Here is a 20,926-nt window from a genome sequence, read left to right as displayed (position 1 = left end):
TACGACGGTAATGGTGGTAGCGGCAGTATGGATGGTGCGACTGTGGATAAGGGCAGTAAGTACACGGTGTTGCCTAATGGTTTTACTGCTCCGGATGACTCCCAGGAATTTAAGGCTTGGGAAGTTGATGGTCAGGAAGTGGCGCCGGGCACCGAGATTACTGTTAATGGTGACACGGTCGTGAAGGCTGTGTGGAAGAAGGTCCAGGTTGATAACCCGAATGGTGGGAGCAACAAGAACGGCGATGACGCCGTTAAAGCGTCTGAATCCCGCAAGTCTGGAAAGCTCTCGAAAACTGGATATGCTGGGATGCCGTATCAAGTCGCAGCGATGATTCTTGCAGCCGGCGGATTACTGATTGCTGCTGGTAGGAAGAAAGTCAGAAAGGACTAAAACTGAGAAGTTAAAGTAGCGTATGCCGCCCATATGAGCAGTGAATATGGGCGGCTTCGCTATTTTCAAGGAACTTGTAAATATCGAAGTAAGGAACTGCTTCTGCTCTCTGCAAAGCAAAATTTCCCAAGGTTCTTGTAGTAAGAGATTGCTTCGTGAGCTTAATTAACCACCGTCACTCATGGTTTGGGGATCATACCCGAATTATGAGTATTAATGCGTTGTTATTGGGGTTTGATGAGGGGGTATGAAGCTTTGAATTATTGTTCGACGAGCACTTGTGATCGACCGGTTTGGGGTGCCTGGCAGTTAAATCACGTACTGACATTAACTTTAAAACGCAAGCTGACTTGTTTATAAAACTGCTGCTAGAAGGATATTTTATTACGGAACTCGTGATAATTAAAACCTCTTTTGTCACTAAAACGGCCTGATGCTGGGAAGTTGGAGCACCTAAAGCGCAAGTTACAGGCGAGATATATGGGCCAGATCCTTATCGATGGGATCTGCATTCCCTATAACTGGTGTACATCAGACTGGGTTTGTGAGAGGGCATGCTATACCTAGCAAGGTTTTTCTATAGCTATCAGTGCTTATGACCAGGAGACCAGGGAGCGGTCGGTGAAGATATGCTTTGATATCCTTGCTGGCGGCGCCTCGTCGAAGCCGGCAGCTATTCGTGTTGTGGAAGGAAAGACGGGAATCAAAGTATCCACGTTGCGCAACTGGATGAGAAAGGCTGAGCAGGCCGAGGCACTGGAAGTAGCAGCCAGTGAGGCGGATAAAGATGCCGAACTTAACAAGCTACGCGAGGAAAATGCCCGGCTTAAGGAAGCCGACGAGATCTTGAAGCCGACGTCAGCTTTTTTGCCCAGGCGGAGCGTGACCGCGCTCAAGTGATTGTGAATTTTCTGCATATTCACCGGCACTTGTATTCCATCGAGCGGATGTGCCACGTGTTCAACGAGCACAAATACGACATTTCGCCAGCAACCTACTACCGTTACATCAGCCGGGTTGCCCCCCACGCAGGCCGAACTCGAGGAAGCGTATGCTGCCCACAAGCTGTACACGCTGTGGGTGAAGGCGAGGCGCGTCTATGTGGCAGGCGCAAACTCTGGAAAGTATTCCTGCGCGCTGGATGGCGGATTGGCGGCGACCAGGTACAACGACTGATGAACATCCTGGGAATCAAGCGTGCGCCGGAAGAAGTCGCAACGCACCCCGACCAGTGGCGGGCACCGAATTTCACCTACGTTTCTAGCTTGCAGGGGGGATATGCGTCAGTTCTGTTGAGGACGTGTGCACCAGAGAAATCCTTGCAGTCGTCGACACCCAGACGGATAACAGTCTGGTCGCATGTGCCTTGAGGCAGGCGTTGGCCACACGGAAGTGTCAGGACTCGTTCTTTAAGTCTGCTGGGGTCATACATCACTCCGATGCGGGTAGTCTGTATACCTTGACTGATCTGCGCGACCTGCTGCAACGCCACGGGATGGATGGCTCAATCGGTACCGTTGGGGATGCCTACGACGATGGGCTGATGGAGTCAGCCATTGGGCTGCACAAGTCCGAGCTGATTGACGTTGAAGTTGCTGCCTGGGCCAACAGGCAAGAAGGGAGACCGCGACTATCGGATGGGGCCACCGGTGCAATACCGACAGGTTGTATTCATCGATTGGGGACATCCCACCCAGTGAGAGATACACCAACCATTTTCAACACGCAGCCTTCAAAGCTGCCTCACACGCCGCTCTCAAAACTCAGGCCAATTCAGTATGCGCCTGGATTCCCTCCGTTTAGTGAAGCGCTTCGAGTGACCAGAGTGTTTTGCACCCTCGTATCTATACGTATAGAATGCGTCTCGCATAAATCAATGGTGAACCTGTGAAACAGGGGAGGGCAGATGCCGCACATCAAGCATCGCAATCAAATAGCCGATCAACACTTCGAAAGTATCCACGGACGCAAATCTTTCTGGTCCGCAATCGTGTCAATCTGGTTGGGCACGACGATGGAATACGTCGACTTCGCACTGTATGGAATGGCAGCAGGCCTGGTCTTCAGCGATGTCTTCTTCCCTGAACAAACCAAGATCATCGCATTGCTCTCCGCGTTCATCACCTATGCGGTCGGCTTCCTGGCCCGCCCCGTGGGCGCATTCGTGCTGGGACGGCTCGGTGATCGCTTCGGCAGGAAGAAAATCCTTGTCTTCACCGTCGCCCTCATGGGTATCGCAACCTCGGGAATCGGCCTTCTGCCCACATACGCCACCATCGGAATCTGGGCGCCGATCCTGCTCGCCCTGCTGCGCATCTGCCAGGGATTCGGTGCAGGTGCCGAACTTTCCGGCGGCGCAGTCATGCTGGCCGAATATGCACCCACCCGCCACCGCGGCCTGGTCGCCTCACTGATCGGTGTCGGCTCCAACAGCGGCACGCTGCTCGCCTCGATCGTGTGGCTGCTGGTCCTGCTGCTGCCGCACGAACAGGTCATTTCCTGGGGATGGCGAATCCCGTTCCTGTGCTCTGTGCTGGTCGCAGCATTCGCACTGTTCCTTCGCCGCTCGATGGATGAAAGCCCCGTCTTCAAGACCTATCAGGAGAAGAAAGCACGCGAACTGGCCGACCTCGACAAGGCGGAGAACGAGCCCGCCAAGTCGACCTTCGGGTGGAAAGCCTTCCTGGTCATGCTGGGTCTGCGCATCGGTGAAAACGGCCCGTCTTACATGGCTCAGGGATTCCTGGTCGGCTACACCGTCAACGCGCTGGGCATGAACAAGTCCGTCCCCACGACCGCAGTGCTGATTGCGTCGATCCTCGGTTTTGCTGTCATCCCACTGTCCGGCTGGCTGTCCGACAGGTTCGGACGACGCATCACCTATCGCGTCTTCTGCGCCCTGCTCGTCATCTACGGCGTGCCCGCATTCTTCCTCATGGAATCGCGCGACGCCCTCGTTGTCGGAGCAGTCATCGTGGTCGGCATGTGTCTGGGTTCCCTCGGAATCTTCGGCGTGCAGGCTGCCTACGGCGTCGAACTGTTCGGCGTCGGCCACCGCTACTCAACAATGGCGATTGCCAAGGAACTGGGATCCATCCTGTCAGGCGGAACCGCTCCGATGGTCGCGTCAGCACTGCTGGCTGCGACCGGCTCGTGGATCCCGCTGGCCATCTACTTCATGGTCACCGCTGGAATCGGCTTCATCACCACGTTCTTCGCACCGGAGACTCGAGGCCGCGACCTCACACTGATCGAAGATGCCATCTAGGCCACGATGCTAAAGTGAAGGACAGAAAATCGCCTTCATGCACGATGCCGGTTTTCTGTCTTTGTTTTAGCGCGACGAGGACGCCCTGACCCCAAGCAGACATCGATATGGCGAAAAGAGCTACTCAGAACGACGTTGCCAAGCTGGCGGGCACGTCAACAGCAGTCGTGAGCTACGTGATCAACAACGGTTCGCGCCCCGTTGCTCCCGAAACCCGCAAACGTGTGCTGGAAGCGATTAAGCAGACCGGCTACCGTCCGAACAACGCGGCCAGGGCACTGCTGACAGGCAAAGGCACCACTTTCGGAGTGGTTGTCCCTGACCTGGCGAACCCGTTCCTGGCACACATGCTCCAAAGCATCGAAGACGAGTTCTACGATCATGGGTATTCGCTGCTGGTCGCTGATTCACACGACTGCCTCAAGCGAGAAGAAGACATCATCGAGACTATGATGAGCCAGCAGGTCGCTGGCCTGGTGTGGTACTCGGTTGATCAGCCGCCGCCTGCTCACCTGCTGAAAGACTTCGCGCGGCCGGTGGTATTCGCCAATGCGTGCACTCCGACAGACACTGGCGAAGTTGCAGGGCAGCGTATCAGCGTCCTGGAAGACGAACGAGGAAGCGCCGCAGATCTGACGCGCGAACTCAAGAAACGCGGCTGCAGGACCATCGGGCACCTGGGCGGGCCGCGCGGACGCATCAACTCCGCCGAACGCAGCCGAGGCTGGTTCGACGCCCTCGACGACGGTTCAGACGGCAATCCCGAAGATCACCCCCACCACCTGAGTGCCCCCTACACGTACGAGGGTGGGTGGCAGATGGCCGAACACTTTGTGAACCTGGGCTGTGACGGGGTGGTCGTGTCCAATGAGATGCAGGCAGTAGGGCTCATGGCGCGCCTGGCATCACTGGGCGTGCGTATCCCCGACGACATCAGTGTGGTGGCCATGCACATCACTGCGCATGCCGAATACTGTGTGCCGGCACTGTCGGGAATCCACGTGGATATGGCTGATCTGTCAGCTCAGATCGCCACCTCGCTGCTGGGGTCAGGCGCGGCCGCCACCATCGTTCCGACAACATACTTCGTAGAGCGGGCCAGCTGTTAGCCCGCTCCTCACTCTCACTTCACGAAAGTTTCAGGTTTTATTGATGCCACTCATCATTGACTGCGACCCCGGCAACGGCATTCCAGGTGCGAACGTCGACGACGCGCTGGCACTGTGCTTAGCGTGGTCCAGCCCCCAGCTGGATCTGGCGTCGGTGTGGACGGTCTTTGGAAACGTCAGCGCCGCGGAAGGCGCGCAGGCGGCGCATCGGTTGGCGCAGGCATTCGGTGTGAGCACCCCGATCCTCACAGGATGCGACGTTCCCCTCGACACATATGTGTCACGCGGAGCCTGGCGGGACAAGATGGAAACGCCCCGTCGCGCGCCTGACGTTGCGCGCCTGTGGCAAGGGGAGGAATACCCCGCGCAAGGGGAGTCGGCACAGCAGGATGCGTCTGATCCGTGCGAGTCCGTGCAGGAAGTGGCGGCACGGCTGGCTCACGATGTCATGTCGCACGTACACGGCTGCCCGGTCACAATCGCTGCCCTCGGGCCGCTGACCGACATTGGAGCACTGATCCGGTTCGAGCCGGAAGCTGCCCGCCATGTGGCAGAGATCCGCATGATGGGCGGATGCCAGGGGTACGGCGACCTTGTCGACACGAACGTTGCGATCGACCCGCTGGCGGCCTCCATCGTGTTCGCCTCTGGAATCGACCTGACAGTTGTGCCACTCGATGTCACGCGCACGACGCAGCTTTCGCGCGAGCGGTGGGAACAGGTCAGGCAACGTGCCGGCGACCTGCCCGAGCAGCGTGAGCGGGCCGAAGCCATTGATGCATGGCTGAGTCCGTGGATCGAATACAGCACGCGCACGCGGCCGGTGGACGGCATGTGGGTACACGACATGGTGGTCATCGCCCAGATGCTGTGCCCGGAGGTTGTCGAGGAGGAGGCAGGCCGCTTTATGCTGGCACGCGACCCCAGAGGCAAACTGCTGGAGGCCTGCGATGGGGGATCGGGCGAGGGCACCCGCGGCGACGAGGAATTCCTTGCCAAGCCAAGACAGGTGAACATGGTGACCGCTGTTGATAACGACAGGCTGTTGACGCTGTGGACGAACGTCGTCCTCGGCGTGTAGAGCCACTGCGCGTGGCTTCTCACTGGCACAACTCGGGATGATATCAGGCGTAACAAAAGTGGGGCCCGACGAATCGGACCCCACTTTCGTGTTACCTCAGGTTAGTGCTTCCTGCGGCGTACGAGCGCCGCACCACCAGCCAGTGCGAACAGTGCCGCAATTCCGGCTCCTGTTGCGTTCGAACCAGTGGCTGCCAGTCCGGGCTTGCCAGTCGAGCTGATCGAGTACTTACCGTTAGCACCCTCAGCGTCGGGGATGGCGCATTCGACCTTCGGCTCTTCCGGTCGTGGCTTCACCATGAGTTTCGCAGTCTTGGTGACCGTGGCACCATTTTGGTCGGTAGCCGTGAACTCAATCTGATACTCGCCAGCCTTGTTGGCGTCAAACTTCGAGTCTGGATTGGCCAGTGTCTTACCTCCGGTTGCCTTGGAAACCATGGAGGACAGGTCGATCTGGTCGCCTTCCCAGATCTCCAGATCCTTCAGCTCCAGTGTCGGCGCGGGCTTCACTTCCGCGATGCGCTTCTTGACGATCAAGTTCGCGGTCTCTTTGGTCTCAACGCCGTCGGCATTGGTAACGGTGACTTCAACCGGATATGTGCCAGCGACAGCTGAATTGAACTCGGCGTTCAAATCAGGAACCGGGGTACTGTCGGTCCCCTCTTTGGTGATCATGTCCGCAAGTTTGAAGGGCTCACCCTCCCAAATCGTAACGTCCTTAACGGCAAGCTTCGCCGGGGGATTCTTCACTGTCAGGCGAGCAGTCTTCGTGACGCTGGTAGTCCCATCCTCGCTGGTGACCGTGTAGGTCAGGTCGTAGGTTCCAGGCTTGTTCACGTCGTACTTCGAATTCGGGTCGAGCGTAACGTTCCCGCCAGCGGAGTTCGTGACGAGGGTGTCGAAGTCCCCACCGAACTCAATGGTCTTATCAGCAACCTCAAGAGTCGGGCTAATGACCAGGTTTGCCGTAGCAGTATTGCTCTTCACACCAAATTCATCGGTGACCGTGAAGGTCAGCGGGAAAGTACCAGCCTTGCTGGAGTTAGCCGGGGCGCCCTCAATCTTGACGTCATCTTTCAGGTCGCGGCCCTTGTAGTCGGTGGCAGACACGAGCAACGACTGGGGATCGAGCGTGTCACCGACGGTAATCGCCAGGTCTTTCGCTACGACCTTCGGAGCGATGGCCCACTGCGCCCTTAGCCTGACGATTCCACCTGTGATGTGGAGGTTTTTGGTGTCAGTGGTTAAAGTATCGACTTCGTCGAACTGATAAGGGTTTTGTCTGGTGAATGTCTTGTCCTCATTATTGAGATTGAGCGTGGGATCCAGCTTGCTCGTTCCGGACCAGCCTCGGCCAGCTTCTGCCATGGCCACCAGATCTGAGGGCCGATGTTGAGCACCAAGCCTGGGATCAGCAGCGTTCGGACGATGAGCGTGTCTTTGAGCACGCCGTACGCGACGATGAACGCCAGCTGGATCATGAACATCAACGGGATGACGACGAGCGCGGAGAACGTCGCGGCGAGCACGGTGCCTGCCGACGTAATGGCGCCGCCTGTCACCGTCAGCGCCTTGAGGATTCCTGGGCGTGTTCCGATGTGATGGGCCTCCTCGCGGGCACGCGTCATGAGGAAGATTGTGTAGTCGATGCCAAGCGCAACCAGGAATAAGAAGCCACACAGTGCTACGGATGGGTCGGCGCCGGGGAACTTCAGCACGTGGTTGCACGCAAGCGAGGCTGTACCCAGGGCAGTGCCGAAGGAGATCACTGTTGCGGCGATGAGGATGGTGGGGAGCAACAATGCGCGCAGCAGGATGGCCAGAATCACCCACACAACGACGAGCGCGAGGGGGATGATGACGCGCAGGTCACGTTCGCCAGTCAGGTTGGTGTCGATGTCCGTGGCGGTAATGCCGCCGACGAGCACGGAGTCTAAGAGCGCATGCAGTTCGTCACGAATCTTTGCAACAGTCGACTCGGCTTCCCTCGAATCTGAAGCGTCGCTGAGGGTGGCGTGGATGTAGACGCGGCCGTCGAGGACGGCCATGGCATCGTCGATGTTTTCCTGGGAAGAATAATCTGCGCAGGTGATCCAGCCCCTGCATCGAAGTGTTCGTCAAGAAGTCTTTGGCCTTACTGACCCGGATTCGCTTCGCTCCAGCCGCGAGAAAGCTGCCTCGATTGATGCGGGGGCGTTGGTTGGAAAGCTCCGTGCTGCGTTGCTGGAGCAATATATCGATCCGAAAACCACGCAGGCTTAACACGCGCTCAACGTGCTGTGTGTTCGAATCGTGTTCTGCCTGTTCGCTGAGGATGCGGGACTGTTCGAGAAGGACGCGTTCTACCGGTATCTGTCCTCTTTCGATGCACAGCAGCTGCGTTCGGCTCTCCTCGAGTTGTTTAAGGTGCTCGATACGCCGGTTCCTGACCGCGATCCGTACCTGTCGGATCGTCTGCGGGCTTTCCCCTATGTCAACGGTGGTCTGTTCAAGGGGAACGTGGAAATACCGAATTTCACTGAATCGATCCGCTCCCTTCTGCTGAACGAGGTGGCGCAGGATACAGATTGGTCGCAGATTTCACCGACCATTTTCGGTGGGGTTTTTGAATCGACCTTGAACCCTGAAACTCGTCGTTTCGGCAGTATGCACTATACCAGTCCGGAAAACATCCACGAGGTCATTGATCCTCTGTTCCTTGACGATCTTCGCAGCGAGCTCGACACGTTTCTGACTGCAGATGGGCTTACTGAGCGTCAACAAGACAACCGGCTGCGCATGTTCCACGAGAAACTGGGTTCGTTAACTTTCTTTGAAGGTTTCAACCCGACTTGGATACAAAATCGCAGCACAGTCGCGCTGGGGGCGTGAGTGGTTCAAATGGGAGGTCGTTGGTTCAGTTCCGAGAGAATGAAGTATTAGGTTGAAGATTTGCTGTGTGGAAGGGTGCGGCCAACCAGGAGCGTTTACGACGCGCACGCGGCCGACGTTCTGGGCGAGTCGATAGACCCGGCCAGTGTCGAGATTTATGACCAGTCGTTCAACCCGCTAAACCAGGTCTCGGTGGACGACGTGACAGATTTTCTCAGCGCCGAGACTGATAAGAACAGGGACGAAGCGATCAAGGGAGGTCCGCTGCAGAAATCAGAGGAGCACACCGCGAGGCTGCTGAAGTCCCACGTTAAGGCGGTGCTCGTGGGCACGGACAAGGCCGACTACGAGGTAGAGGTTAAGTTCGCCGGCGGGAACGTGTGACAGCTCTATTTCTTTAGGGACGGCGTTAAACCAGAAATCGCTTAACAGCAAGTTGAATCGGCCTAGTCAGTTCTATAAACTCTGGATCGGATCCTAACCCAGTTCGGCTGGGCACCTTGAAAACTAAGGAGACGATTTGTCAGATCCAGCGGCTCTTGAAACCTCTTCAGGTATCGATCAACAGGGCATTGATCTCGTCCCACCAAATCGTCGGCACGGAAAAGCCATCGACTTATTCTTCCTCTGGGCCGGTACAACCACGAACATCTTCACCGTCTCTTACGGCGCGCTGCTGGTGATTCTTTTCGGCCTCAGTTTCTGGCAGGCTATCGCGGCGATCGTCATCGGCAACCTAATCGCCTACCCGTTGCTGGCGCTGGCCTCGTTGCAGGGCCCCAAGACCGGCACGACCAACATGACGATCAGCCGCTCTAGCCTGGGTCCTCGAGGCGGACGAGCAAATGGCCTGTTCTCGTGGCTGATGCTGCTCGGCTTCGAAGCTGCCGGTCTGGTGCTCGTTTATTACGCGATTGCCGCGCTACTAGGCATTTTCGGCGTCGATATCTCGGGCGTTACGCAGGTCGTGCTCATCGTGGTGCTCGGCCTTATCCAAATGCTGCTGCCGCTGATCGGCTACAACTTCCTGATGGCAGCGCAGAAATTCGCCACAATCATTTTCGCCTGCGCGTTCGTAATCCTGGCAGTGCTGATCCTGCCCAAGGTAAACATCGCGACGGGCGAGGTAGGCGCCGACATCAACGCGATGATCAGCGCGATCAGTCTAGTAGTGGTCTCCGGCGGCCTGAGTTGGGCATGCTCCGGCTCGAACTTCTCACGATATTTGCCCGAAGAAACCAGCCCGTTATCGGTTAGCACCTGGGCCGCGCTGGGCGGTTTCGTGCCGTACCTCTTGCTGCAGAGCCTAGGCGCCGCCATGGCTACGGTCGCAGTCGGCCCCGACGTTGACCTCTCCGACCCGCTAGCCGTTCCCGCGATCTTGCCTGCGGGGTTCTCTGTGCCGTTTCTGCTTCTAGTGGGCTTCGGCCTGATGGTACAAAACGGCACCAACCTTTATTCGTCGTCACTTAACCTGCAGACCGCCGGCATCCCGGCAAAGCGCCCGATGGTTGTCGTCACTGACTCGATAATTTGCATCTTGATCACTATCTTCGCGGTCGCCCAGTCGTCGTTCTACGCGCTGCTGAGCGCCTTCGTCGGTTCGCTGAGCGTCTGGCTAGCACCTTGGATCACGATCTATCTCGTCGATTGGGTTATGAGACGCGGCAATTACGATCTGGCTGGCTTGATGAACGACAAGGGCGGGGTCTACTGGGGTGTCGGGGGCGTGAAGCTGCCCGGATTCGTCTCGCTGATTGCCGGAATGATCGGTTCCGCGCTATTTGCCAACACCGGATATTTCATCGGCCCGATTGCAGCTGCGATCTCGCCGCAACACCCGGAATATGCCCCTGACTTGGCGATTCCCGCCGGGATAGTGGTCAGCGGCCTCCTGTTCATAGCACTCACAATCACCAATAAGAAGAAGAATTTAGGGATCGCGTGACCGCGCGCCCGCAAAGCTAAGGAGTAGAAATGCCTAACCGGCACGTAATGGATGTGGCCTACGGCAGGGCACATGCTGACAAAATCATCGAAAACGGCAAGCTGGTTAATGTCCTAACTGGCGAAATCTATCCAGCAGACGTGGCCATCGCGGACGGCCGTGTGGCTGCCGTCGGCGACGTGTCTGCGCAGAAGGGCCCCGATACCGAGATCATCGACGCCGAGGGCCGCTACCTGACCCCGGGTCTGATCGACGGCCACATGCACATCGAGTGCTCGAAGCTCTCTGTGACGATGCTCGCCGACATGGTCGCACGTTATGGCACCACCTCGGTCATCTCCGGACTCGATCAGGTGTTGGTCGCCGCAGGCATTGACGGCGTGAAGGAGTTCCTGGCGGAGGCCGCCGACTCGTCGGTACACGTCTGGTGGGGAGCACCGGCTAAGGCGCCCTACACCATCCCCGAGTCCAACGTCGGTTATGCGTTCAAGGCCGAGGACCACAAGATAGCCCAGGAGATGCACGAGTGCGTCGGCCTGTGGGAGACGGTTCAGGAGATGGTTGAGGACGGTGACGAGGACGTTCTGGCCGCGATGGACATTGCGGAGAAGAACCGACTGCACGCCTTCGGCTGCGCGCCTCTGGTGGACGCCCGCAGGGTGGCTGGATACGCCTCTTCCGGGGTTGTCCTATGTCACGAGTCATACTCGCCTGAGGAAGAGCTGGAGAAGATGCGCAACGGCATCGACATCATCATCAGGGAGTCTACCGCGGCCCCGATGCTGCGCGAGAACATCAAGCTGGTCACCGAGATGGGCGCCCCGAGCGACCGTGTCGGTTTCTGCACCGACGACATAACCTCGAGCGATGTGCTTGGCCGTGGCCATCTCGACTACGTGGTTCGCCTGGCCATCGAGTGCGGCGTGACCCCGATGCAGGCAATTCAGATGGGCTCGATCAACACCGCCCGCATGTACAAGCTCGATCACAAGATCGGCTCGATCGCACCCGGCCGCTTCGCCGACATCCTGTTCGTGGACGACCTGAATGACTTCCGACCCGCACGCGTGATGACCGCTGGCCGCATCGTCGCCGAGAACGGCAAGTCGGTCGTAGCTCCGGTGGCGCCCGAGCGCACCTCGGTTGTCGCCGACACCTTCAAGCTGAAGGAAGTGGACGCAAGCCGCATCAAGGTCGAGGCCGAGGGCTCCAAGGCAGTCGTTCAGGCGATAGTGCTCAGCAAGGACGTGGCCTTCCGCCGTCCCGGCGCGGAGATCGAGCTGGACATCGTCGACGGCGTGGTTCAGCCCTGCATCGAAAAGGACGCAATCATGGTTGCCGTCGCCGAGCGCTACGGCAAGACCGACAACCTGCCGGTTGCCTTCATCAACGGTTTCGGTATCAAGAAGGGTGCGATCGCGACCTCCAACTCGCCAGATGACAACAACGTCGTGGTGGCCGGAACCAATGCGGCAGACATGGCCCTCGCCATCAACGAGGTGACTAGGCTTGGAGGTGGCCAGGTGGCTGTTGCCGATGGCGACGTCATCGGCAGGCTGCCACTGCCGGTAGCCGGCATCGTAGCTGACATTCCAGCTGAGGAGATGGCCGCTGCCGAACAGGAGATGGATCGCATCGCCCGCGATGAGTTGGGCAGCGACCTGCCGTCGCCATTCGGCCAGCTGTTGTTCCTGTCGATCACCGCAATCCCGGAGTGGGCGATCACCGATCTGGGCCTGATCGACTGCGTCAAGTTCGTCGTCACCGATCCCGTAATTTCCAGCAACTAGGAGTCAAAGTGAAGATTTCACCCTTCGTTCAGAAACTGCCCAAGGTAGAGCTGCACCTACACATCGAGGGCACGCTCGAGCCGGAGCTGAAGTTCAAGCTCGCCGAGCGCAATGGCATCAAGCTCGCCGAGGAAACCCCCGAGCAGGTTCGCGAATCATACGATTTCGACGATCTGGCGTCCTTCCTGGCTGCGTACTACGACGGCATGAACGTGCTGCTGACCGCCGAGGATTTTTACGACCTAGCCATGGCATACCTGAGCAAGGCAGCCGAGCAGAACGTGCGCTACGTGGAAATGTTCTTCGACCCCCAGGCGCACACCTGCCGTGGCGTCTCGTTCCACACCGTCATCCATGGCCTGCACCGCGCTCAGGTCGAGGCCGAGAAGAAGTTGGGCATCAAGTCGGCTCTGATCATGTGCTTCCTGCGCGACTTCCAGGCCGAGTACGCGATGGCCACGCTGACCCAGGCCCTGGATTACAAGCACTGGATCATCGGTGTCGGGCTGGACTCCGACGAGACTGGCAACGCGCCTGAGAAGTTCGCCGAGGTCTTCGCTCGCGCTCGTGAGGAGGGCTTCCTGCTGACTATGCACGCCGACGTCGACATTAAGAACTCGATCGAGCACATCCGCCAGCTGATCGAGGAGATCAAGGTTGACCGCATCGACCACGGCACTAACGTCAGCGAGAACCCCGACTATGTGCAGTATCTGGTGGACAACAAGATCGGCCTGACCAGCTGCCCGATTTCCAACACCTGGGTTTCGGACGGCTCCAAGACTCAGCTGATCAAGCAGTTATCTGACAAGGGAATTAAGATCTGCATCAATTCCGACGACCCTGCATATTTCGGCGGCTACATCGGCGAGAATCTGCAGCTAGTTGCCGATGAGTTGGACGCAGACGAGGACTTCCTCAAGCAACTCTGCCTGAATGCGGTGGATATTTCGTGGGCCACCCCGACGCTCAAGCATCAGCTGCGGGAAGAGATTGCCGCCTGCTAAACCTTTCCAGCAACATAATTGGAGCCTTGGCTCCATGAAGCTGCTCCTCCGCACTTCGACTCGGAGGGGCAGCTTTTATCTTTAGACGCCGCTTTCTGGCGAGGGATCCTTCAGCAGATCCTTCTCCCAGGCTGCCTTCTTCACACTTTCTAGGTCGACCGGGTCCTCGATATGTTTCTCAGCAGCCGCAATGATTCGCTTCTGCTGCTTGACAACGAAGCGCTTGATGTTTTTGGTCGGCGACGCTATAAACCGATTCGAGAACCTGCAGCAGCGAGATCACTACTAGGGGTTCGTCGGAACCATTGCGACGTATCTCGCCGCAGAAGTCGTCAATTATCTCCTCGAGTTCCCTCGCGACCGCCCAGACCAGTAGCCTGCCGTTCTCGTCGCGCTTAACCTGCGGGTAGATCGGGTTCTCAACCAGGTCTCGAAGGCTGGTTTAGCACTGCCCGGTGGTGCGGAAGACCGTAGTCGGATCGTTGACGCCGGAACTCAAGGCTCGTACGCCGATATCGAGCACCTGGCGCAGCTCAGCGTTGATGCCATGTTTTTCGACGGGGACGCCGAACATGCGCGACGCGGTCTCGCAGTACAGATCCTTGCCTTGTTCAAACGCTGCCAGGGTTCATGCTTCTCCGGCGAGCCAGGCGATGACACGGGCTTCAATCGCGAAGTAGTCAGCGACGATGAACCGGCATCCGGCGTTGGGGATGAACGTGGCACGGATCAACTGGCTCAGGGTGTCTGGCACGGAGTCGTAGAGCAGTTCGAGCGCGTCGAGGTCAGGCAGATAGTTACGCGGTAGGTTCTGCACCTGGACGAGGCGTCCGGCGAACCTACCGGCGTGCCCCGCGCCGTAGAACTGGATGAGGCCGCGTGCCCGACCGCCCGCTTCTGCGCGTTGACTTTAAGGAGTATTCAAGGGGGTGTGGCCGGCCAAACTGCTTTAGTGCATGTTGCGCGCAATCTTTGTCCTACTCTCTCGTTATCCTTATGAAAGTGGCCCGTTGCGGCGTTTAAACTGGTTAGTGGTATCGGGAGTTTATTGTGGGTAGTGAGGCTCAAAGACAAGAGCTACATCGGACTACCTGGCGTATTGCTAATGATCTACGCGGGTCGGTAGATGGCTGGGATTTCAAACAGTACGTGCTCGGCATGCTGTTTTACCGCTTCATTTCCGAACGTTTTGTTCAACACGTGAACCGGCTGGAGCGCGAGACGGATCCCGATTTTGACTACGTTCAACTTCCCGATGATCTAGCCGAGTATGGTCGCGATAGTTCGGTTGCAGAACTAGGCTTTTTTATTCGCCCTTCCGAACTTTTTGAGAACGTGCGCAAGAACGCGGCTTCTGACCCGGATTTGAATGAGCGGCTTGAGCAGGTTTTCGCAATATTGAGGGTTCAGCTGTTGGCTCCCAGTCAGAGGGCGACATTAAAGGCTTGTTCGATGACTTGGATGTGAACAGCGCGAAGCTTGGTAATACCGTGGCGGCTCGTAATGCGAAGCTGGTGCGGATTTTGAATGAGATTGGGAATCTACCACTTGGTGATTTCAGCTCTCACTCGATTGACATGTTTGGGGATGCTTACGAGTTCTTGATGACAATGTACGCATCTTCAGCAGGCAAGTCGGGTGGCGAGTTCTTCACCCCGCAGGACGTTTCTGAACTGCTTGCGCGCCTAACTTTGGTGGGTAAAACCAAGGTGAACGGCGTGTATGATCCAGCGTGCGGCAGCGGCAACTTTCTGACGGAAACCTACATTGAGCTGCGGCGCTTGGAGAACGTCGTTATAGGCGAGCTGCTTCGTAACCAGACGATGTTCGACTTTGAGGAGTTTGGAGACAGTCCGGTCAAAGTGTCGCTGCACCAGTTTTACGGGATTGAGATCAACGACTTCGCGGTGTCTGTTGCGCGCACGGCCTTGTGGATTGCGGAGCTGCAGGCAAACATTGAGTCCGAGACGATCATTTTGCGTGAGATCGACGACCTCCCGTTGCGAGATTCGGCGTCCATTCACGAAGGCAATGCGCTGACTATGGACTGGCAGAGCGTTCTGCCTGCTCAGCGATGCAGCTTTGTGATGGGGAATCCGCCTTTCATCGGCTACTCGAACAAGTCTGCTCAGCAGCGAGCAGATATGGAGCTGGTCTTTGACGGCATGAAGCAGCACGGTTTGTTGGATTATGTCGCTGGTTGGTACCGCAAAGCGGCGGATTACATGGAGGGGACCTCGATCGAGGCTGCCTTTGTTTCCACGAATTCGATCTGCCAGGGTCAGCAGGTGGCGCCATTGTGGCGACCGCTCTTCGAACGCGGAATCACCATCAACTTTGCGCATCGATCATTTGTGTGGGGCAACGAGGCGAGTGATCAGGCACATGTCCACGTCGTCATCGTCGGCTTCAGCTATGTTGCGCGGAAAAACAAGGTGCTTTTTGACGTTCAGGAAATTGACGAGGGCGTCTCACGATCGGTTGACAATATCAATGGGTATCTTGTTGACGCTGCAAATGTCTTTATCGAGCGACGTAGCAAGCCATTGTGCGATGTGGTGCCCATGGCACAAGGATTCAAGCCTGCTGATGGCGGCAATCTTTTGATGTGGGAACGCGAGAAGAACGACTTTCTGAAAGTTGAACCGGCGGCTGAAAAGCAGGCGGTTCTTGATGCGCGGGATCAATACCAGGGCGCAGCATTGGCTGACCTGTACGATCCAGACAATGCGTGGCTGTACCCGGCGCTGACCCGCGCCCATCACGAACTTGATGCAGCGGTTGAAGCTGCGTATGGTGTGGACTTTGACGGTGACGAGCGGAAGATCGTCGCGCACTTGTTCGACCTGTACGTACAGGCGACTACGTAGGTGATCGCGGGCCCACGCACTGGCCCAGCGCTCGCTCCGTTATCCGTAGGCCATCCGAACACATCATCAGCTGCAAGCGAACCCGAGATGGAAGGAGCAAGCTGTGGACATTATCCTTTCAGCCGCACTGGTATTCGTGTCGACATCAATCGACTACCTGTTCATTTTGACTATCCTGTTCGCCACCCAGGGAAAACAGCACCGCAAATCAGTTTATTTCGGGCAGTACCTTGGCACCGGAATCCTCGTGGCAGTCAGCCTTGTTGCGGCTTGGTTTCTCAACTTCATCCCACAAGAATGGATGATCGGTCTGCTGGGCCTCATTCCGATCGCACTTGGCATACGAGCGGTTCTGGTCGATGAGGACGTGGACGAGGATGAGATAGAAGAACAACTGAGCAAGAAAGGCTCGACAATCCTTGCTTTCGCCGGTCTCACACTCGCAATGGGCGGAGACAACGTCGGAATCTACGTCCCCTATTTCACGGGAAAAACCGTCATCCAGATTCTGATTATCGTTGCAGTCTTCGCTCTGGGGATTCTGGGGCTATGCGTGCTGTCGCAGCGCCTGGCTTCCGTACCGGCTATCGGCGAGACCGTCGAAAAATACGAGAGAATCATTGTACCGATCGTATTCATCGGACTTGGCATCTACATCCTCGTTGAAAACGGGACCTTCGCGTACCTATGGACCCTCAACGCGTTACCCCCCATAATTCCTGGCACGATCTGACCTCAGCCGATAAGTCTTCACCTGGCGAGCAAGACGACAACACTATTGATTCGATAGTGGCGTCTTCTCAGACGAGACCGTGCGGTGAGGTGTGCGCGGATGGCGACGATAGAAACAGCCAGCGAACACGGCAGCAGTCCCTCTTGCCTTCTTACAGGAGCCGGTTGGGTGGCTTTGTTCACGCTGCGCAGAACACGTGCGGTAGCCGCTTTTTCTGTATCACTGAAGCGTTCTCGATTGTGTTCCGCAATGTTACTGCCCAGACAAGCTGTGGCACTCCAGCAGGAATGCCGCCGTCAGTCAACCAGAAGGATCACACACCCCAGCGAAACAGCCGCGATCAACGCACTGAGGATCACGCCGAGCACAAGCGCACGCCCGCCTGACTGAATCACGTTCCGCAGGTTCACACCCGCACCCATCGCGCCCATCGCCACTGTCAGCAACAACGTGGCCACCGTGCCGCCCAGGGTGCTGAAAACGCTGCTCGCAGCGGGTACGCCTGTAAACAGGGAGGCCACGACGACGGCGATGAGGAATCCGACGACGAACCCTGGAACCAGAGGCGGGCGCGTACTCGAGCTTGCCTTGTGCGCATGCTCATGGCGCACCTGCACCACGCGGCGCTCCACAATGCCCACCACTGCGACCACGACTGCCAGGCATACCACGCGGCCAAGCTTGGCGGCCGTTGCCAGGTCAGAAACGGAAGGGTCGTAAATATTCGCAGCCGCGACAACTTGGCCGACCTCGTGAATGGACGCCCCCAGCCACACGGCGGCCTGCGTGGGCGTCAGGTTCAGCGCGTGGGCAGCCGTCGGCAAAGCGACGAGGGCGACTGTTCCGAAAACCGTTACACATGCAATGGCGGTGGCCACGGCATCATCGGCGTCCTCATGACTGCGCGCAGAAACAACGGGGGAGATGCCGGCAACTGCGGAGGCTCCACAGATTGCGGTGCCCGATGTTGTCAGAATGCCGGTCGCATGGCTGACATGCATGAAGTAGGTCAGCAGATACCCCGCCACCATTGTCACCGCGACGGCACAGATGATCGTGGCAATCGTTCCGGCCCCCAGAGCCGCGATGGCGGGTAGTGAGAGGCGGAAGCCCAGCAGCACCACTCCGGCGCGCAGAACAGTCTTGGCTGAAAAGGCGATGCCCGGCTCGCAGATCGATGGAATCAGTTTCGTGTTGCGCACGGCAACACCGAGGAGGATCGCCACCAGCATCGAAGACAGCAATGGCACGAACAGGTTGATCAGCCAGGCAATACCTGCGACTGTACAGGCGTATAGCACGCCAGGCAGCAGGCGCGTGAAGTGAGTCCAAAAATTCACCATCCACGTATACCACACGCCCTGCAGAGAATGACGGAGCTTTTTCCGCTGAGCCCTTGCGACGTACCATTGGGGCATTGAAGTACACGCGAAGCGGAGAACGCAATGGAGAATACGGCCCAGATGCCATACGATGACGAGCCTGCTCAAGGTCGCCCGGAGACCAGGAAATCCTTGCGAGACTTTTTTTACTCGCGTAAGACTCGCTTCGTCCTACGTGCGTTGGAAGTGATAGTTGTCGTAGCTGCAGTGTGCGTGCTGATCTCGACATTTTTTATTTCAGTTCTGCAAATACGTGGCACATCGATGGAGCCGACGTTTAGTGACGGGGACCTTGTCGTGGCAAGTCATTCGTCCCACTTCAAGCGTGGAGACATCATGGCGTTTTATTACAACAATAAGGTGCTGCTGAAGCGTGTGATAGGTCTGCCGGGAGACTGGGTAGACATTCACGATGACGGCACGGTGATTGTTAACGATATGAAACTTGATGAAGACTATATACAAGGAATTTCTATAAGCGGTTCAGAAATCGACTTTCCTTACCAGGTGCCGGAAGGTAGGTTCTTCGTTTTAGGGGACCACCGAAGCGTCTCTGTGGACAGTCGTTCGAACGTCATCGGCACTGTGTCCCAGGAGCAGATTCTGGGGAAGGCGTTGTTAACAGTATGGCCACTCCATCGTTTCGGGGGACCTGCAGAGTGACGAAAGTCCTGCTGAGCAGATATTTATGCTTTGAAATGTGCTAGTTCCGTCTTTTCGGGGGCGACTGTGCAGACATTTGGTGGCTAAGCGAGCCGAAGTGATAGATGCTTCAGGATTTTCGTTGCTACACTGTCAATGTCCCTACTTCACGTTCTTCGGAGGAAAAATGGAAACTTTACCGTCAGGTAAGCGAGTTAGGGGTGGGAGTGTTGTTCTCGCACTCGTCGCCGTTCTTGCACTCGCGCTTTGCATAATGAATCTTGCGAGCACAGCAACTCACGCTGTGCCCCAGGAAAATGGTCACACCATTACAGTCACTTCTCAAGAAGGCGATCACACATATGGCGCCTACCAGATTTTTGCTGGTGATCCCAAGGCAGGCAGCAATGAACTGACCGCAATCACGTGGGGAGCTCAAGTTGATCAGCAGGGCCTGCTTGCCGCGCTGGCAGCTAACTCCACATTTAGTGCCAAGGGAATCTCAGCTACCAGTACTGCTGCTGAAGTTGCCAATATGCTTGCCACAGCCTCGGCAGGAGAGGTCACTGAGTTTTCGAAGATCGCGACTGACCATGTAAAGGATCCAGCTGATACCTTCACGAAGTCCGGTAACGAAGCTCCTTTCACCTATACATCAGTGAAAGTCGCACCGGGCTACTACCTGATCAAAGATACAGATAGCAGCGCATCAGCTCTCACCTCGCCAATTCTGCAGGTCGTCAACGACGTGACTGTCCAGTCCAAGAGCTCTGTTCCGACAAGCGACAAGCAAGTCACCGAGGATTCAACCCAAGCCAAGGGCGAGACCGCTGACTACGAGATCGGAGAGAAAGTTCCATTCACGCTGACTGGTACGATGCCATCGAACGTCGCTGACTTCACCACTTACCGTTACGCTTTCGAAGACACGCTGTCCAAGGGACTGACGTTCAACGACGACATCAAGGTCACAATCGACGGGAAAGATGTGGCTGCAAGCAGCTATACAGTGAGTGGCCCCAACCCGGCAGCTGACCAGAGCGGACACTACCAGGGCGGTACCACCTTCAAGATCTCTTTTGCTGATCTGAAAGCCGCAGCGAAGGCTGCAGGCGCGACCCTGAGTGCTGATTCGAAGGTAGTCGTCACTTATTCAGCAACCGTCAATGAGAACGCGCGGATCGACAATAAGGGCAACGGCAACAGGTCGAAGGTGATTTATCAGAAGAATGTCAACGACGGTGACGGCGATGGTGAGACGCCTGAAGATCACACATGGGTTTTTACCTACAAGTTGGACACAACAAAGGTTGACTCGAAAGATCCCTCGATCAAGCTGGACGGTGCGAAGTTCCGTCTGTACAGCTCAGATAAATTGAAGTCGGCGACAATTGTCGACAATAAGATTACTGGGTGGGTAGATGGTGACGGTGGCACTGAATTCACCGTAGCCGCAAGCGAAGCATGGACGATCAAGGGCCTGGATGCCGATACGTACTTCCTTCGTGAGACCGCAGCTCCTACCGGATACAACCTGCCGTCAGGTGATGATGCATACTTCCAGTTCACGATTACCGCCACTCACTCTGAAGACAACCAGGGGCAGGGCCAGCTCACCGAACTGAACATTACGCCCGGAGGCGGAAATGCCGCCCCCGGCACAGTTAATGACGCCACCGTCAAACTGGACATCGAGAACACCTCAGGTTCGGACCTGCCTACCACCGGTGGCATGGGCACCGTGATCTTCACGGTTCTTGGTGTGGGATTGATGGTCGCTGCTGGCATCGGTATCATCTACCGCCGCCGCAAGGCATAAGTCATCGTTCTTGA

The 20,926-nt window shown here is 57.0% G+C and carries 18 protein-coding genes and 3 pseudogenes; 16 read left to right on the top strand and 5 right to left on the bottom strand.

Annotated elements, in window-relative coordinates:
• The 6 genes and pseudogenes from AC1EJZ_RS09230 to AC1EJZ_RS09205 form a co-directional block, all read left to right on the top strand.
• Positions 1 to 393 (top strand): annotated as a pseudogene (locus tag AC1EJZ_RS09230) (hypothetical protein); the annotation flags it as partial.
• 621 nt (positions 394 to 1,014) lie between these two features.
• Positions 1,015 to 1,293 carry a transposase gene (locus tag AC1EJZ_RS09225; protein WP_480294681.1) on the top strand — a complete coding sequence of 93 codons (279 nt, stop codon included), beginning with the start codon at positions 1,015 to 1,017 and terminating at the stop codon, positions 1,291 to 1,293.
• A gap of 117 nt (positions 1,294 to 1,410) precedes the next feature.
• On the top strand, positions 1,411 to 1,569 hold the full coding sequence (locus AC1EJZ_RS09220) for a hypothetical protein (RefSeq protein ID WP_480294680.1): 159 nt from the start codon (positions 1,411 to 1,413) through the stop codon (positions 1,567 to 1,569).
• Between the two features lie 730 nt (positions 1,570 to 2,299).
• Positions 2,300 to 3,661, top strand: coding sequence for an MFS transporter (locus tag AC1EJZ_RS09215; protein WP_480294678.1), 1,362 nt, complete (start codon positions 2,300 to 2,302; stop codon positions 3,659 to 3,661).
• Between the two features lie 107 nt (positions 3,662 to 3,768).
• The gene (locus AC1EJZ_RS09210; protein ID WP_070725687.1) at positions 3,769 to 4,770 is read left to right on the top strand and encodes a LacI family DNA-binding transcriptional regulator; all 1,002 of its coding nucleotides are present in this window, start codon (positions 3,769 to 3,771) and stop codon (positions 4,768 to 4,770) included.
• 43 nt (positions 4,771 to 4,813) lie between these two features.
• On the top strand, positions 4,814 to 5,851 hold the full coding sequence (locus tag AC1EJZ_RS09205) for a nucleoside hydrolase (protein ID WP_480294676.1): 1,038 nt from the start codon (positions 4,814 to 4,816) through the stop codon (positions 5,849 to 5,851).
• 101 nt (positions 5,852 to 5,952) lie between these two features.
• Here the strand turns inward: AC1EJZ_RS09205 and AC1EJZ_RS09200 are convergent, their stop codons facing one another.
• Both AC1EJZ_RS09200 and AC1EJZ_RS09195 read right to left on the bottom strand, forming a co-directional pair.
• Positions 5,953 to 7,005: a bacterial Ig-like domain-containing protein gene (locus tag AC1EJZ_RS09200; protein ID WP_480294685.1), complete on the bottom strand. Its 1,053-nt coding sequence runs from the start codon at positions 7,003 to 7,005 to the stop codon at positions 5,953 to 5,955.
• Between the two features lie 89 nt (positions 7,006 to 7,094).
• Complete coding sequence (locus AC1EJZ_RS09195) at positions 7,095 to 7,898, bottom strand: MMPL family transporter (protein ID WP_058236081.1); 804 nt, start codon at positions 7,896 to 7,898, stop codon at positions 7,095 to 7,097.
• Between the two features lie 40 nt (positions 7,899 to 7,938).
• Between AC1EJZ_RS09195 and AC1EJZ_RS09190 the strand changes: the two genes are divergently transcribed.
• The 6 genes from AC1EJZ_RS09190 (at position 7,939) to add (ending at position 13,466) form a co-directional block, all read left to right on the top strand.
• Positions 7,939 to 8,112 carry a hypothetical protein gene (locus tag AC1EJZ_RS09190; RefSeq protein WP_157843490.1) on the top strand — a complete coding sequence of 58 codons (174 nt, stop codon included), beginning with the start codon at positions 7,939 to 7,941 and terminating at the stop codon, positions 8,110 to 8,112.
• 12 nt (positions 8,113 to 8,124) lie between these two features.
• Positions 8,125 to 8,721: a type IIL restriction-modification enzyme MmeI gene (locus AC1EJZ_RS09185; RefSeq protein ID WP_058236080.1), complete on the top strand. Its 597-nt coding sequence runs from the start codon at positions 8,125 to 8,127 to the stop codon at positions 8,719 to 8,721.
• Positions 8,722 to 8,796: 75 nt separating this feature from the next.
• Positions 8,797 to 9,105 carry a DUF4230 domain-containing protein gene (locus AC1EJZ_RS09180; RefSeq protein WP_058236079.1) on the top strand — a complete coding sequence of 103 codons (309 nt, stop codon included), beginning with the start codon at positions 8,797 to 8,799 and terminating at the stop codon, positions 9,103 to 9,105.
• 136 nt (positions 9,106 to 9,241) lie between these two features.
• Positions 9,242 to 10,669: a purine-cytosine permease family protein gene (locus AC1EJZ_RS09175; protein WP_285016120.1), complete on the top strand. Its 1,428-nt coding sequence runs from the start codon at positions 9,242 to 9,244 to the stop codon at positions 10,667 to 10,669.
• 29 nt (positions 10,670 to 10,698) lie between these two features.
• Complete coding sequence (locus AC1EJZ_RS09170) at positions 10,699 to 12,459, top strand: adenine deaminase C-terminal domain-containing protein (protein ID WP_480294672.1); 1,761 nt, start codon at positions 10,699 to 10,701, stop codon at positions 12,457 to 12,459.
• Positions 12,460 to 12,467: 8 nt separating this feature from the next.
• Positions 12,468 to 13,466, top strand: a complete 999-nt coding sequence (gene add, locus AC1EJZ_RS09165) for an adenosine deaminase (protein ID WP_058236076.1) — start codon at positions 12,468 to 12,470, stop codon at positions 13,464 to 13,466.
• 178 nt (positions 13,467 to 13,644) lie between these two features.
• Here add and AC1EJZ_RS09160 read toward each other — a convergent pair.
• Positions 13,645 to 14,040, bottom strand: a pseudogene (locus tag AC1EJZ_RS09160) (DUF2254 family protein).
• Between the two features lie 54 nt (positions 14,041 to 14,094).
• Positions 14,095 to 14,283: a hypothetical protein gene (locus tag AC1EJZ_RS09155; protein ID WP_058236075.1), complete on the bottom strand. Its 189-nt coding sequence runs from the start codon at positions 14,281 to 14,283 to the stop codon at positions 14,095 to 14,097.
• Between the two features lie 233 nt (positions 14,284 to 14,516).
• Here AC1EJZ_RS09155 and AC1EJZ_RS09150 point away from each other — a divergent pair.
• Positions 14,517 to 16,336, top strand: a pseudogene (locus AC1EJZ_RS09150) (type I restriction-modification system subunit M).
• A 103-nt stretch (positions 16,337 to 16,439) separates the two neighbouring features.
• Positions 16,440 to 17,069, top strand: a complete 630-nt coding sequence (locus AC1EJZ_RS09145; protein ID WP_480294670.1) for a CadD family cadmium resistance transporter — start codon at positions 16,440 to 16,442, stop codon at positions 17,067 to 17,069.
• A 296-nt stretch (positions 17,070 to 17,365) separates the two neighbouring features.
• On the opposite strand, the gene AC1EJZ_RS09140 is transcribed toward AC1EJZ_RS09145, so the two are convergent.
• On the bottom strand, positions 17,366 to 18,412 hold the full coding sequence (locus AC1EJZ_RS09140; RefSeq protein WP_480294668.1) for a YeiH family protein: 1,047 nt from the start codon (positions 18,410 to 18,412) through the stop codon (positions 17,366 to 17,368).
• Between the two features lie 102 nt (positions 18,413 to 18,514).
• Here AC1EJZ_RS09140 and lepB point away from each other — a divergent pair, with 102 nt between their 5' ends.
• On the top strand, positions 18,515 to 19,114 hold the full coding sequence (gene lepB, locus AC1EJZ_RS09135; protein WP_480294667.1) for a signal peptidase I: 600 nt from the start codon (positions 18,515 to 18,517) through the stop codon (positions 19,112 to 19,114).
• 166 nt (positions 19,115 to 19,280) lie between these two features.
• Positions 19,281 to 20,912, top strand: coding sequence for a SpaH/EbpB family LPXTG-anchored major pilin (locus AC1EJZ_RS09130; protein WP_480294666.1), 1,632 nt, complete (start codon positions 19,281 to 19,283; stop codon positions 20,910 to 20,912).
• Positions 20,913 to 20,926: the final 14 nt, after the last annotated feature.

The sequence above is a fragment of the Pauljensenia sp. C0170B5 genome (assembly GCF_056590195.1).
Note: the sequence above shows the minus strand (reverse complement) of the source record. Positions and strands in the feature narration are given on the sequence as shown.